Annotated in this window: 10 protein-coding genes and 1 tRNA gene; 5 read left to right on the top strand and 6 right to left on the bottom strand. The window is 69.5% G+C overall.

Translation table 11 applies throughout. The annotated features are described in order from the left end of the window. Positions 1–57 precede the first annotated feature (57 nt). From RIN46_RS04340 to RIN46_RS04315, 6 genes are all read right to left on the bottom strand, one after another. Positions 58–3,609, bottom strand: a complete 3,552-nt coding sequence (locus RIN46_RS04340) for a DNA polymerase III subunit alpha (protein ID WP_309079810.1) — start codon at positions 3,607–3,609, stop codon at positions 58–60. Continuing rightward, positions 3,606–3,920, bottom strand: coding sequence for a DUF6504 family protein (locus tag RIN46_RS04335; RefSeq protein ID WP_309079811.1), 315 nt, complete (start codon positions 3,918–3,920; stop codon positions 3,606–3,608). Before RIN46_RS04335 ends, RIN46_RS04340 begins: the two co-directional genes overlap by 4 nt. Positions 3,921–4,298: 378 nt before the next feature. Next, positions 4,299–5,735: an NADP-dependent phosphogluconate dehydrogenase gene (gene gndA, locus RIN46_RS04330; protein WP_309079812.1), complete on the bottom strand. Its 1,437-nt coding sequence runs from the start codon at positions 5,733–5,735 to the stop codon at positions 4,299–4,301. Between the two features lie 292 nt (positions 5,736–6,027). After that, a tRNA-Val gene (locus RIN46_RS04325) sits at positions 6,028–6,103 on the bottom strand. After that, positions 6,094–6,594: a redoxin domain-containing protein gene (locus RIN46_RS04320; protein WP_309079813.1), complete on the bottom strand. Its 501-nt coding sequence runs from the start codon at positions 6,592–6,594 to the stop codon at positions 6,094–6,096. Before RIN46_RS04320 ends, RIN46_RS04325 begins: the two co-directional genes overlap by 10 nt. A gap of 43 nt (positions 6,595–6,637) precedes the next feature. Beyond that, positions 6,638–7,054, bottom strand: coding sequence for a DUF3052 domain-containing protein (locus RIN46_RS04315; protein ID WP_309079814.1), 417 nt, complete (start codon positions 7,052–7,054; stop codon positions 6,638–6,640). A gap of 323 nt (positions 7,055–7,377) precedes the next feature. Here RIN46_RS04315 and aceE point away from each other — a divergent pair, with 323 nt between their 5' ends. The 5 genes from aceE (at position 7,378) to RIN46_RS04290 (ending at position 13,869) form a co-directional block, all read left to right on the top strand. Next, entirely contained in the window at positions 7,378–10,116 is a 2,739-nt protein-coding gene (gene aceE / locus RIN46_RS04310) for a pyruvate dehydrogenase (acetyl-transferring), homodimeric type (protein ID WP_309080120.1), read from the top strand. A gap of 124 nt (positions 10,117–10,240) precedes the next feature. Further along, positions 10,241–11,452, top strand: a complete 1,212-nt coding sequence (locus tag RIN46_RS04305) for a helix-turn-helix domain-containing protein (RefSeq protein ID WP_309079815.1) — start codon at positions 10,241–10,243, stop codon at positions 11,450–11,452. Between the two features lie 89 nt (positions 11,453–11,541). Next, positions 11,542–12,465 carry an ACP S-malonyltransferase gene (locus tag RIN46_RS04300; RefSeq protein ID WP_309079816.1) on the top strand — a complete coding sequence of 308 codons (924 nt, stop codon included), beginning with the start codon at positions 11,542–11,544 and terminating at the stop codon, positions 12,463–12,465. Between the two features lie 8 nt (positions 12,466–12,473). Continuing rightward, positions 12,474–13,529, top strand: coding sequence for a beta-ketoacyl-ACP synthase III (locus RIN46_RS04295; protein WP_309079817.1), 1,056 nt, complete (start codon positions 12,474–12,476; stop codon positions 13,527–13,529). A gap of 94 nt (positions 13,530–13,623) precedes the next feature. Beyond that, a complete protein-coding gene (locus RIN46_RS04290) occupies positions 13,624–13,869 on the top strand; it encodes an acyl carrier protein (protein WP_309079818.1) in 246 nt (81 codons plus the stop codon). The last annotated feature ends 29 nt before the right edge of the window (positions 13,870–13,898 follow it).

Below are 13,898 nucleotides of genomic sequence, written 5' to 3'. Positions count from 1 at the left end.
CCTCCTTCCCCGCCTCACTGGACGGACTTAAAGGGTGGACTTGCGGTTCCCAAGTTATCACGAGGCGGCCACCCGGTTGTCGAGCCCCTCGGCCTCCATGAGGGTGTCGAGGCGTTCCGCGGCCCGCAGCTGCGGGACCGGGCTGGCCCGGTGCCGCGCCAGCTGGCGTGCGTCGGGCAGTTCCTCGCGATCAGGCAACGAGGCGGCGTCGGCGAGGTCCCATGCCTGTACGGCCTGGACGCTGATGCCGCGTGGTCCGGTGCGCCGGGTGATCCCGTGGATGAGGAGCAGGCGCGTCCCGAACAGGAAGGGCGCCGAGGCCTGCTGTGCCTCGTGGAAGAACGTGCAGTCCACGCAGCCGGTCCCGTCGTCGATGCTGATGAAGACCACGCGTCGTCCGCCGCGCATCGGCGGCGTCTGTGTCGCGACGCGGATTCCTGCCACGAGGACCTCGGAGCCGTTGCGCAGACCGAGCAGATCGGCGGCCGTCGTGGTGCCCAGGCGTCGCAGGGTCCCAGCATGCGAGTCCATGAGGTGCGCGCTGACGTCCAGCGAGAGCAGGTCGAGCTCGGTGCCGACCGTCTCCTCCGCCGTCGGGGCGGGGGCGCCGAGCTGGAGCGTCGCGAGCTCGAGGTCGGGCAGCGGGAGCGGGAGCTGCCCGGCGATCGGCTGGTACCGTGCCGGCACGCTCGCTGCGGCGTTCCGCCCCCAGTGCCGGACCAGATCGGCGCGGTTGCCGCGTCCGCGCTGCAGCGAGTCGAAGGCACCGAGGGCGGCGTATCGCTCCAGGGACACCCGGCGCAGCCCGGAGCGCTCGCGGACGTCGCTCAGGGAACCGTAGGGCTGTCCCGCCCGCAGGCGGCGCACCTCGGTCGCCGAGACCCCGTAGACACCGCTGAGCGCGAGCCGGATCCCCAGTCGACCGTCGTCGCACCGCTGCACCCGGTAGGAGACGTCGGACTCGTTGACGTCGAGGGGCAGGATGGGGATCCCGAGCCGGCGCGCCTCGGCGACCAGCAGGCGCTTGGGGTACATGCCGGGATCGTGCTCCCAGAGTCCGGCGAGGAACGCCTCCGGATGGTGTGTCTTGAGCCAGGCGCTCTGGTAGGTGGGGACGGCGAAGGCCGCCCCGTGTGCTTTGCAGAAACCGAAGCTGCCGAAGGCCCGGAGCGTCTCCCAGACCTCGTCGACGACCGCCCGGTCGTAGTTCTTCCGGGTCGCCTCGGTGCGAAAGAACTCCTCCACCTCGGGTTCGCGGTCCGGGTTGCCGAGGTAGCGGCGCAGGACGTCCGCCTCGTCGTAGGCGCAGCCGGTCATGACATTGAGGATCCGCAGGATCTGCTCGTGGAAGACGGTGACTCCGTGGGTCTCGGCGAGCGCGGGCCTCAGATCGGGGTGCGGGTAGACCTCCGGGGCGAAGCCGTGCCGGTTCTCGAGATAGGGCTTGACCATGTTGGATTTCATGGGCCCGGGTCGGAAGAGGGAGATGTCGATGATGAGATCGTTGAACCGCTGGGGCGCGAGCTTGCCCACCAGTTCGCGCTGGCCCGGCGATTCGATCTGGAAGCAGCCGAGAGTGTGCGTGCTGCGGATCAGCTCGAACGTCGCCTCGTCGTCCTGCGGGATGTGCTCGAGCATGATGGTCCCATCAGAGTGGACGTAGTCGGTTCCGTGCGCCCCGGCGGCGGCGACCTCCCCGGCGCTGCCGTGGAGGCGGCGGATCTCCGCGACCGCGTAGGCCATGGCGCTCTGCATCCGCACGCCCAGCACGTCGAGCTTGATCATGCCCATCGGGTCCATGTCGTGCTTGTCGAACTGGCTCATCGGGAGGCCGAGCCCGCTGGCCTGCACGGGGGTGCGGTCCAGCAGCGAGGCGTCGGAGAGGATCACGCCGCAGGGGTGCATGGAGATATGGCGCGGCAGCCGGTCGAGCCGTTCCGTGAGGTCCACGAGCAGGTCGAGCTGCCGGTGGGAGCTGACCTGCTCGGCGAACCGGGCCAGCTCGGGCTTCTCCTCGAGGGCCTCGCGGAAGCTCCCCGCCGAGAAGCGCCACAGCTGTTTGGCGATGTCATCGATCCGCTCGGGCTCCAGTCCCAGGGCCAGCCCGGCGTCGCGTACGGCGCCGCGGGCGCGGTACGCGTTCTGCATGCTCATGAGCGTCACGCGCTCCGCCCCGAAGCGGTCGAAGATCTCCCGGTAGACGCGGTGGCGTTCGGCGCTCTCCACGTCGATGTCGATGTCCGGGAGCGTGGTCCTGCGCCGAGAGAGGAACCGTTCGAAGATGAGGTCGTGCTTCAGGGGGTCCACGTGGCTGATGCCGAGCAGGTAGTTGACGAGGCTGGAGGCGCCGGATCCGCGGGCGGCGTTGCGGATCCCGAGGTCGCTGATGAGTTGGGCGACCTCCGCGACGGTGAGGAAGTAGGCGGCGAAGCCCAGCTCGGCGATCACGGAGAGCTCGTCCTCCAGACGGTCCCGGAGGGCCGCCTCGTCCGCTCGGCCGAGGCGGGGCAGGGCCGGGCCGTTGTAGAGACGCGTGATGCCTGCCTCGCACCGCTGCTTCAGTTCCCGGTCCGGGTCACCGTCGATGCCGATGATGCGCGCCTCGGGCACCACGGGCAGGCCCCATCCGACATCGGCCACGGGGTCGAGTCTGCTCAGGTCTGCGATCCGTCGGGTCTGCTCGAGGAGGTCGACGGCGACCTCCACTCCCCCGGCCGCCTGCCCGACGCTCTGCGCCACGCGGATCATGCTGGCCGTGCTCTTCAGCCAGCCCTGTCCGTTGGGCTGCCAGGCCTCCTGCTCCTCGGCCAGTTGCTGCAGGGGCTGTGCGGCGCGCACCGCATCGAGCACATCTGCCGTGGCGGCACCGTCGGGGTCCGCGTAGCGGACGGCGTTGGTCAGGACCACGGGGAGGCCGCTCTCGCGCCCCGCCCGGGTGATCCTGACGGCGTGCGAGGTGCTCAGCCGTGATCCGGGCACGTTGAGGTGGGTGACGGCCGCCAGGGCCAGTGCCCCCTCGGGGAGCGCCCGGCGCCAGGCGGACAGGCGTCGGCGCAGCAGGCGGTGGTCGTGGCCGACGGCCGCCTGTCCGACGTCCGATTCCGGTCCCAGCAGGACGGTGAGCAGGGGCTCCTCCCCCGCAGCCAGACGCAGTTCCGGGCGCAGTCTCCGCCCGGAGGCATAGTCGGCCAGCACGTCTCTGGTCACGCCGACGATCCTGGCCCCGGCCTTCCCCGCGTCACCGACCCCGTCCATCCCGTGCGCGGCGGAGACCAGGCGGCACAGTGCGGCGTAGCCCGCGCCCCGGCGGTGCCCGCGGGCCAGGACGACGACGCGGCCGATCACGTGGCGGCGGGGCGGGCTTCCCGCGCGCCGCGGAGAGCCGACTCCGGACAGGATGGCCAGATTCACTCCGAGGATGGGGTCGATGCCCTGCTCGATGCAGGCGCCCAGATGCTTCACGGCCCCGTAGAGGCCGTCCCGGTCGGTGCAGGCGAGGGCGTCCTGGCCGTCGGCGCCCGCTGCGGCGGCCAGATCGGCCGGGCGGGACACGCCGTAGTGCGCGCTGTAGGCGGTGGCAACGTCCAGATGCACGAATCCACCCTTCATGCAGCCTCCTCGCGCACGGCGTCGTGCAGACGGATCATCCGCCAGCGGCCGGAGGAGACATGGTGGGAGAGATCGAAGGTGCGCAGGTCACCGTCACGGGCGCCGCGGGCCTGCACGCGCCAGATCTCGTGGTCAACGAGACCGCGTCCGCGTCCGCGCTCGGCGCGCTGCTCCTCCTCCCACCATTTGCGGCGCTCGTACCATTGCAGCGGCTCCTCCAGCACGTCGTACCGCTGCCCGCGCCAGGTCAGTGCGGAGAGAACGCCGCCCTCCGTCAGGACGACGTCGAGCGATTGTGTGAACAGACCCATGAGACCTCCATGCCCAGCGGCTACGCGGTGTGAGTGCCCGCGCAGCGAGTGGATACGGGGAGCTGGTGCCTTCCGGGAAGCGGGGAAGACGACACCTCCAGTGTATTCGAAGATGTGTTCGAATGCCTACGCGACGTTAGCGTCTGCCGCCCTCAGAATGGCGCCCGAGCACCCGACCGCCCACTGACCGGGGACGACGGCTCGGAACCGTCCGTGACCACCGTCCCCGCTCATCGGGGGTGGGCCCGAACCGGCGGCGCATTAAACGGCAGCGGCGGCATCCACCTGCTGGTGGATGCCGCCGCTGCGCTCAGCTGCCGCCGTGCCCTCCGCTCCTTGCGCAGCCCGAGGGCCCGCACCGCCCGGGACGGGGAGGCGTCAGTGGGTGTCGACCGCGCTGATCTCCGTGCGGTCGCCGCTCCACTGCGTATGGAACGTGCCCTCGCGGTCGATGCGCTGGTAGGTGTGCGCACCGAACAGGTCGCGCTGGCCCTGGATCAGGGCGGCCGGCAGGCGCTTGCGGCGCAGGCCGTCGTAGTACGCGAGGGAGGAGGAGAAGACCGGCACCGGGATGCCGAGCTGGACGGCCGTGGCCACGACACGGCGCCAGGCCGGCACGGCCTCGGCGATGGCCTTGGAGAAGGCCGGGGCGAACAGGAGGTTCTCCGGCTTCTCCGCGCCGGAGTACGCCTTCATGATGTCGTCGAGCAGCTCGGCGCGGATGATGCAGCCGGCCCGCCACAGCGAGGCGATCTCGTCCAGCTTCAGCTCCCAGCCGTACTCGGCTGCGGCATTGTCGAGCATGTCCAGGCCCTGCGCGTAGGAGACCAGCTTGGAGGCGAACAGCGCCTGCCGGACATCCTCGACGAAGTCCTCCGGCAACTCGACCTGCCCCTCGCGCCCCTCCAGGACCTCCTGGCCGATGGCGCGCTGCGAGCGCTGGGAGGAGAGGCCTCGCGCGAACACGGACTCGGCGATGCCGGACGTCGGAGTGCCCAGCTCCAGGGCCGAGATGACGGTCCAGCGGCCGGTGCCCTTCTGGCCCGCGGAGTCGACGACGACGTCCACCAGCGGCTTGCCGGTGTCTGCGTCGACGTGGCCGAGGACCTCTGCGGTGATCTCGATGAGGAAGGAGGAGAGGTTGGTCTTGTTCCACTCGGCGAAGACCTCCGCCTGCGCGGACGGCTCCAGGCCGGCAGCGGAACGGAGGAGATCGTAGGCCTCGCCGATGACCTGCATGTCCGCGTACTCGATGCCGTTGTGGACCATCTTGACGAAGTGGCCGGCACCGTCGGTCGAGATCCAGGCGCAGCACGGCTCGCCGTCGTACTTCGCGGAGATCTTCTCGAGCATCGGGCCGAGCGCCTGGTAGGACTCCTTCGAGCCGCCCGGCATGATCGACGGGCCGAGGAGGGCCCCCTCCTCGCCGCCCGAGACGCCGACGCCCACGAAATGCAGGCCCTTCTCGGCCAGCGCGGCCTCGCGGCGGCGCGTGTCCTCGTAGTGCGAGTTGCCCCCGTCGATGACGATGTCACCCGGCTCCAGCAGCGGCACGAGCTGCTCGATCACGGCGTCGACCGGCTTGCCGGCCTTGACCATGAGCATGACCCGCCGCGGGGTCTCGAGGCTCTGCACCAGCTCTTCGAGGGACTCCGTCCGGACGAAGTCACCCTCGCCGCCGTGGGCCTCGAGGAGGGCGTCGGTCTTGCCGGCCGACCGGTTGTGGACGGCGACGGTGTACCCGTTACGCGCGAAGTTGCGGGCCAGGTTTGCGCCCATGACGGCCAGGCCGGTCACGCCAATCTGTGCAGGCATACGGAAGGATCCTCCGGAACGGTTGATGTGTGCGGGGCGCCTGGTCGCCAGACGCTGCTCAGTAGCCTAGCCCACACTGCCCCGCAGAAGGCCAAAAAGTAATACCTTTGCGCGGCCATGTTTCCAGGTCCTTCGTGCGGCCATCGAGGAGCCTCCGTGCGCCTTCTGTCCGCAGGTGCAGGCCGGGGACTCCCGGAATACGTGGGAACCGGCGGCGCTCCGGCACTGCCCCGAGAACCACGGAAACCCCGCCAGCCCGACTCGGAAGTCGTGGGATGACGGGGTTTGCAGATGGTGGGTCCTACCGGGATCGAACCGATGACATCCACGGTGTAAACGTGGCGCTCTACCAGCTGAGCTAAAGACCCTTGCGCCGGACAAGCCTACCGACACCTTCGTCACCGTCCAACTCGAGCAGGGCCCGGCGGTACTCACCGAGGGACCGCGCTTGACCGGCCTCGGAGGAGAAAGCCGTGATGATCCGGCCCCCGGCGACGAGGTACGTCGAGCGCCCGGCCCTGCCGGCCTGCGGATCGAAGCACCCGAACGCCTGGGCGGCGGCCCCGTGCGGCCAGAAGTCAGCGAGCAGCTCGAAGGGCAGCCGTTCCTGATCGGCGTAGGCGCGCAGCGCGTACTTGTGGTCCACCGAGACCCCGAAGAGACGCACCCCGGCCGCCGCGAAGCGGGCGTGCTCGGACGCCAGCTCCCGCAGCTCGGCGGTGCAGACGCGGGAGAAGGCGAACGGGTAGAAGACCAGGCAGTAGGCGCGGTCGCCGAGCGACCGGCTCGTGACCGGCTCACCGTGCTGGTTGACGAGGTCGAACTCGGGCACCGCCGCGCCCGGCCGTGGAGACGGCATGACGCAGCGGGACCCCTCGTGGTCTTTCAGTTCGGGCGGCCGTTCAGTTCTTGCGCCGCGGAGCCAGCCGGGACGCCGACCACTCCGCGGACACGCCCTCGCTGGTCGTCATGTGCAGACCGGCCGTCGGGGCGGCCTCCAGGATCTCGGCCGGCTTGACGTGCCCGTCGCGGCCGTTCTTGGGGGTCAGCAGCCAGACGACGCCGCCGTCGTCCAACTGCGTGAGCGAGTCCACGAGGGCGTCGACAAGATCGCCATCGCCTTCGCGCCACCACAGAATGACGCCGTCGACGACGTCCTGGTCTTCCTCGGTGAGCAATTCTGAGCCGATGCCGTCTTCGAGCGCGTCGCGCAGATCGAAGTCGACGTCGTCGTCATAACCCAGTTCCTGGATGAGATCCCCTTCTTTGAATCCCATCTTGGCGGCAGCCGATTCGGTGGCTGCTGCGGCCTCGCTCACAATCTTCCTCCTCTATGGTGGTCTTACTCTCACTAAGACAACACGTTTCCTCCCCCGGTATCAAGCGTGAGACCCCTGACACGCCGCTTTTCGCACGGGCCCGCCGGGCCAGCGGCCCGACCTCCGGCACCCGGCGGCCACGAGCTACGCATTCGCAAGCCACGCGCATTAGAGTGGCGTGGATAGCTTCCGCTGCATCACGGCGGGAACCTAACCGAGCACGGCGGCCGACCTGCCACGGCCTGGTGAGCACGATCCACTACGACATCGTCCTCTCCCGCCGCCTGCACCACGCTGTAACCCGCTACAAGGAGAATTTGGACGTGGCTGACGATCACATTTCACACATCCGCTCTGGCTTGACCAGTCAGTTGCCGGACCGCGATCCGGAAGAAACCGCCGAGTGGATCGAATCCTTCGACGACCTGGTCGCCAGTCAGGGCACCGAGCGCGCCCAGTTCATCGTCCGCTCCCTGCTGCAGCGTGCGGGCGCCAAGAGCGTCGGCGTCCCCATGGTGACGACCACCGACTACGTGAACACCATCCCGGTCGACCAGGAGCCCGAGTTCCCGGGCGACGAGGAGGTCGAGCGCCGCTACCGGGCGTGGATGCGCTGGAACGCCGCGGTCATGGTGCACCGCGGACAGCACCCGGACATCGGCGTCGGCGGCCACATCTCCACCTTCGCCGGTGCGGCCACCCTCTACGAAGTGGGCTTCAACCACTTCTTCCGGGCCAAGGACCACCCCGGGGGCGGCGACCAGATCTTCTTCCAGGGCCACGCCTCCCCGGGCATGTACGCCCGGGCGTTCCTCGAGGGACGCCTGAGCGAGGAGGACCTCGACGGGTTCCGCCAGGAGAAGTCCAAGGGCGAGAACGGCATCCCGTCCTACCCGCACCCGCGGAACATGCCCGAGTTCTGGGAGTTCCCAACGGTCTCGATGGGCATCGGTCCGGCCAACGCGATCTACCAGGCGCAGACGAACCGCTACCTGCACAACCGCGGGATCAAGGACACCTCCGACCAGCACGTGTGGGCCTTCCTCGGCGACGGCGAGATGGACGAGCCCGAGTCGCGCGGCTTCCTGCAGCTGGCGGCGAACGAGAAGCTCGACAACCTGACGTTCGTCATCAACTGCAACCTGCAGCGCCTCGACGGCCCGGTCCGCGGCAACGGCAAGATCATGCAGGAGCTGGAGGCCTTCTTCCGCGGCGCCGGCTGGAACGTCATCAAGGTCGTCTGGGGCCGCGAGTGGGACTCACTGCTCGAGAAGGACCAGACGGGTGCCCTGGTCGACATCATGAACCAGACTCCGGATGGTGACTACCAGACCTACAAGGCCGAGTCGGGAGCCTTCGTCCGCGAGCACTTCTTCGGCAAGTCGCCCGAGACGAAGGAGCTCGTCGCCGACATGAGCGACGACGAGATCTGGAACCTCAAGCGCGGCGGCCACGACTACCACAAGGTCTACGCCGCCTACAAAGCCGCCACCGAGTTCAAGGGCAAGCCGACCGTCATCCTGGCCAAGACCGTCAAGGGCTACGGCCTGGGCCCGCACTTCGAGGCTCGGAACGCGACGCACCAGATGAAGAAGCTGACGCAGGATGACCTGAAGGCCTTCCGCGACCACCTGCGGATCCCGATCACGGACGAGCAGATCGAGGCCGACCCGTACCGTCCCCCGTACTTCCATCCGGGACCCGACGCCCCGGAGATCCAGTACATGCTGGACCGCCGGAAGAAGCTCGGCGGCTCGCTGCCCGAGCGCCGGACGAAGCACACCGAGCTGGCGCTGCCGGACGAGAAGACGTACGCGATCGCCAAGCGCGGCTCCGGCAAGCAGCAGGCCGCCACCACCATGGCCTTCGTCCGCCTGCTCAAGGACATCATGCGGGACAAGGGGCTGGGCCACCGGATCGTGCCGATCGTCCCGGACGAGGCACGCACCTTCGGCATGGACTCGTTCTTCCCGACGGCGAAGATCTACAACCCCAAGGGCCAGAACTACCTGTCCGTGGACCGGGACCTGGTCCTGGCCTACAAGGAGTCCCCGGCGGGCCAGATCCTGCACCCGGGCATCAACGAGGCCGGAGCCGTCGCAGCCTTCACGGCGACGGGCACGTCCTACGCGACGCACGGCGAGCCGTTGATCCCGGTCTACGTCTTCTACTCGATGTTCGGGTTCCAGCGCACGGGAGACTCCTTCTGGGCCGCCGCGGACCAGATGACGCGCGGCTTCGTCATCGGCGCGACCGCCGGACGCACCACGCTCACCGGCGAGGGCCTCCAGCACGCCGACGGGCACTCGCCGATCCTCGCCGCGACCAACCCGGCCGTGATCACATACGACCCGGCCTACGGCTACGAGATCGGGCACATCATCCGGGCCGGCCTCGAGCGCATGTACGGCGGGAACCACCCGGACCCGAACGTCATGTACTACCTCACCGTCTACAACGAGCCGATCTTCCAGCCGGCCGAGCCGGAGGAGCTGGACGTCGACGGCCTGCTCAAGGGCATCTACCTCGCCGCGCCGGCCAAGGTCGACGGTCCGCGGACGCAACTGCTGGCCTCGGGTGTGGCCCTGCCGTGGGCTATCGAGGCCCAGCAGATCCTGGCCGAGGAGTGGGGCGTCTCAGCGGACGTCTGGTCCGTGACCAGCTGGAACGAGCTGCGCCGTGACGCCATCGAAGCCGAGGAGGAGGCCTTCCTCAACCCCGGCGCCGAGGCCCGCACGCCGTTCGTCACGCAGCAGCTGGCCGGAGCCACGGGCCCGGTCGTCGCCGTCAGCGACTACATGAAGGCGGTGCCGGATCAGATCCGGCAGTACGTGCCCAACGAGTGGGCCACGCTCGGGGCCGACGGCTTCGGCTTCTCGGACACCCGTGCCGCGGCGCGCCGGTTCTTCAAGATCGACGCGCACAGCATCGTGGTCCGGGCCCTGCAGCTGCTCGCCCGCCGCGGCGAGGTCCCCGCCGAGGCGCCGGCCCAGGCATTCGAGCGCTACCGCCTCGACGACGTCAACGCCGGCACCAGCGGCAACGCCGGCGGCGACAGCTGACCGACAGCGCATGACAGAGGAGCGGCCCCCGAGCATCTCGGGGGCCGCTCCTTTGTATGAAGTCGACAAACGGGTACTCATGGGTAAGGTGCCCCAGGGGCACCATCCGAGTAGTGTTGCGCCCATGACTGACACGGCCCCGGCGCACGATCCGAGTCCGCTGCTCTCCAAGCAGCCGCCCGGAGGCTCGGAGACCCTGGCCCGCCTGAAGTCGCACCAGGGCGTCCTCTACACCGCGGCGCTGAAGCATCTGGAGCAGTCCCTCCCCTGGTACCGCGCTCTGAACCCCGACGAACGCGCCGCACTCGGTCTGGTCGCCCAGAAAGGCATCGCCTCGTTCGTCGGCTGGTACGAACGGCCGACGAGCCCGCAATGGGTCCTCAACGACGTCTTCGGGGCGGCTCCTACCGAGTTGACCCGGTCGATCAGTCTCCAGCGGGCCCTGCAGCTCATCAGGACCATCGTCGAGGTCGTCGAGAACCGAGTCCCCGAGCTAGCTGCGGAGTCCGAGCAGATACAGCTGCGGGAGGCGGTCCTGCGCTACTCGCGAGAGGTCGCCTTCGCCGCGGCCGATGTCTACGCGCGCGCCGCCGAGTCCCGCGGCGCCTGGGACAGCCGGCTCGAGGCGCTCGTCGTCGACGCCGTGCTGCGCGGCGAGGACACGGACTCGCTGCGCTCGCGGTTCGCCGCCGTGGGCTGGAAGTCCCAGTCCGGCATCCACGTCATGGCGGGGCGGGCCCCGGACGTCGCGAGCGCCCACTTCGTCGCCGAACTGCGCCGCACCGCCCTGCGCTACGCCCATGACTGCCTCGTGGGCATCCAGGGCGAACGCCTGATCGTGATGCTCGGCGGCATCCGCGAGAACGGTGCCGCCGGATTCGACCGGCTGGCGGAGCTCTTCGGCGAGGGCCCGGTAGTCTACGGCCCGCGTGCCGACTCCCTGCGCGCCACGACCGACTCCGCCCAGGCGGCCTTCGCAGGTCTGGCCTCCGCGGACGCCTGGACGCAGGCCCCCCGCCCGGCCGCCGCCGACGACCTGTGGCCCGAGCGCGTCATCAACGGTGACTCGCTGGCCCGCCGCGCGCTGGTCGAGCACATCTACCGCCCCCTGGAGAAGGCCGGCAACGGACTCGTGCAGACCCTCACCAGCTATCTGGCGCTCGGCCACTCGCTCGAGGGGACGGCCCGCCAGCTCTTCGTCCACGCCAATACCGTCCGCTACCGCCTCAAGCGCGTCAGCGAGCTCACCGGGTGGGATCCGCTGATCCCCCGCGAGGCATTCGTCCTGCAGACCGCCCTGGTGGTCGGACGCCTCGAGGACAGCCCTCCGCTCTGATCCTCTTGTAGGATCCCTACAAGACGCCTCGGTGAGCTTGGTGCACCGGAACACCGGGGTCGGCCCTCGATTATTGGAAAGCTGGAAACGTGCTTGCAATTGTGTGCCCCGGACAGGGCTCCCAGACCCCCGGTTTCCTGACGCCCTGGCTCGAGCTGCCCGGCGTCGCCGACCATCTCGCCCAGCTCTCGGAGCTGACCGGGCGCGATCTGACGCACTTCGGGACAGCCGCCGACGAGGAGACGATCAAGGACACCGCCGTCGCCCAGCCGCTGATCGTGGCGGCTGGACTCGTCACGGCTCGAGCCCTCTTCTCCGACGGCGCCGTCCCGGACCGCACCGTGGTCGCCGGGCACTCCGTCGGCGAGATCACGGCCTCCGCGATCGCCGGCGCCCTGACCGAGCAGGATGCGATGGTCTTCGTCCGCGAGCGCGCCAACGCGATGGCGGAGGCGGCAGCGGCCACGCCCACGGGCATGGCCGCCGTGCTCGGCGGGGACCCGGACGAGGTCCGCGCCGCCATCGACGCCGCAGGCCTCGCCGCCGCGAACGCCAACGGAGGCGGTCAGACCGTCGCCGCGGGCACGCTCGAGGAGATCGACGCCTTCGCCGCGGCTCCGCCCGCGAAGGCGCGCGTGATCCCGCTGAAGGTCGCCGGCGCCTTCCACACCCGGCACATGGCACCGGCGGTCTCGGTCCTGGAGCGGCTCGCTCCCGAGCTCTCCCCCGACGACCCGCGACTGACCCTCCTGAGCAACTACGACGGCGGAGTCGTCGTCGACGGGCGGGCCAACCTCGCCAGCCTGGTCGCGCAGGTCTCCCGCCCCGTCCGCTGGGACCTGTGCATGGAGCGGCTCGCCGACCTCGGCGTCACGGGCCTGCTCGAGCTCGCCCCGGCCGGAACCCTCGCCGGGCTCGCCAAGCGCGGCCTCAAGGGCGTCGCCACCCTCGCGCTGAAGAGCCCCGAAGACCTCGACTCCGCCCGCGCGTTCGTCGCCGAGCACACCGCCTAAGGAGCACCATGCCCACCGAACTCAAGCTCGCGCCGACGAACGCCGGCAGCCGGTTCCTCGGCCTCGGCGCATATCGCGGCGACGTCGTGGTGACCAACGACGACGTCTGCCAGTGGATCGACTCCTCGGACGAGTGGATCCGCCAGCGCACAGGGATCGTCACGCGCCGCCGCGCGTCCGCCGACGTCTCGCTCCTGGACATGGCCGAGACGGCCGGCCGCGAGGCCCTGGAGGCCGCCGGCATCGAGGGCGCGCAGCTCGGCGCCGTGATCGTCTCCACGGTCACGTTCCCGTACGCGACGCCGTCGGCGGCGGCCGCGCTGGCCGACCGGCTGGGCGCCACTCCCGCGCCCGCGTTCGACATCTCGGCGGCTTGCGCGGGCTACTGCTACGGCGTCGCCCAGGCGGATGCGCTGGTCCGTTCGGGAGCCGCCGACTACGTCCTCGTCGTCGGTGCGGAGAAGCTCTCCGACGTGATCGACAACCACGAGCGCACGATCTCCTTCCTGCTCGGCGACGGCGCCGGCGCCGTCGTGATCGGCCCCTCGGAGACGGCCGGCATCGCGCCGTCGATCTGGGGCTCAGACGGCTCCAAGTGGTCCACGATCGGCATGACCCACTCGATGCTCGACCTGCGCGAGATCGCCCTGGCGGCCGAGGCCGACCCCGAGGGCAGCGCGCTCGTCGCGGAGACCGAGGCCAAGCTCTGGCCCACTCTCCGCCAGGACGGGCAGACCGTGTTCCGCTGGGCCGTCTGGGAGATGGCGAAGGTCGCCCAGCAGGCCATGGATGCCGCCGGCGTCGGCCCCGAGGATCTGGCCGCCTTCATCCCGCACCAAGCGAACATGCGGATCATCGACGAGATGGTCAAGCAGCTCAAGCTCCCCGAGTCCGTCGCCGTCGGGCGAGACATCGCCGACATGGGCAACACCTCCGCGGCGTCGATTCCCCTGGCCATGCACCGGCTCCTGCAGGAGAACCCCGGCCTGTCCGGTGGGCTTGCCCTCGAGATCGGTTTCGGTGCCGGACTGGTGTTCGGCGCCCAGGTCGTCGTTCTGCCCTAGGCTTGCCTAGGACGAACGTTCCAATGGTTACCCGTCCACTGCGGACGGGACACAACGTCGGGACCACCCGGCACAACGAGAAAGGAAAGCCCTCATGGCGAGCAACGAAGAGATCCTGGCCGGTCTGGCGGAGATTGTTAACGAAGAGACCGGACTGGACACCGACGCCGTTCAGCTGGACAAGTCCTTCACCGATGACCTGGACATCGACTCCATCTCGATGATGACCATCGTGGTCAACGCCGAGGAGAAGTTCGACGTGAAGATTCCGGACGAGGAAGTCAAGAACCTCAAGACGGTCGGCGACGCAGTCAGCTACATCGCGAACGCCCAGGCCTAAGCGCCTGCCAACGCGCCGCCGTCGGGCAG

It is taken from the genome of Zhihengliuella sp. (assembly GCF_031178195.1).
Classification (GTDB): Bacteria; Actinomycetota; Actinomycetes; order Actinomycetales; family Micrococcaceae; genus Zhihengliuella.
This window is presented reverse-complemented; position numbering and strand designations above follow the sequence as displayed.

What these genes read in the sequence shown, in the direction of transcription:
- RIN46_RS04340 (WP_309079810.1), bottom strand. Translation starts at nt 3,609, where the DNA reads ATGAAGGGTGGATTCGTGCATCTGGACGTTGCCACCGCCTACAGCGCG.
- RIN46_RS04335 (WP_309079811.1), bottom strand. Translation starts at nt 3,920, where the DNA reads ATGGGTCTGTTCACACAATCGCTCGACGTCGTCCTGACGGAGGGCGGC.
- gndA (WP_309079812.1), bottom strand. Translation starts at nt 5,735, where the DNA reads ATGCCTGCACAGATTGGCGTGACCGGCCTGGCCGTCATGGGCGCAAAC.
- RIN46_RS04320 (WP_309079813.1), bottom strand. Translation starts at nt 6,594, where the DNA reads ATGCCGTCTCCACGGCCGGGCGCGGCGGTGCCCGAGTTCGACCTCGTC.
- RIN46_RS04305 (WP_309079815.1), top strand. Translation starts at nt 10,241, where the DNA reads ATGACTGACACGGCCCCGGCGCACGATCCGAGTCCGCTGCTCTCCAAG.
- RIN46_RS04295 (WP_309079817.1), top strand. Translation starts at nt 12,474, where the DNA reads ATGCCCACCGAACTCAAGCTCGCGCCGACGAACGCCGGCAGCCGGTTC.
- RIN46_RS04290 (WP_309079818.1), top strand. Translation starts at nt 13,624, where the DNA reads ATGGCGAGCAACGAAGAGATCCTGGCCGGTCTGGCGGAGATTGTTAAC.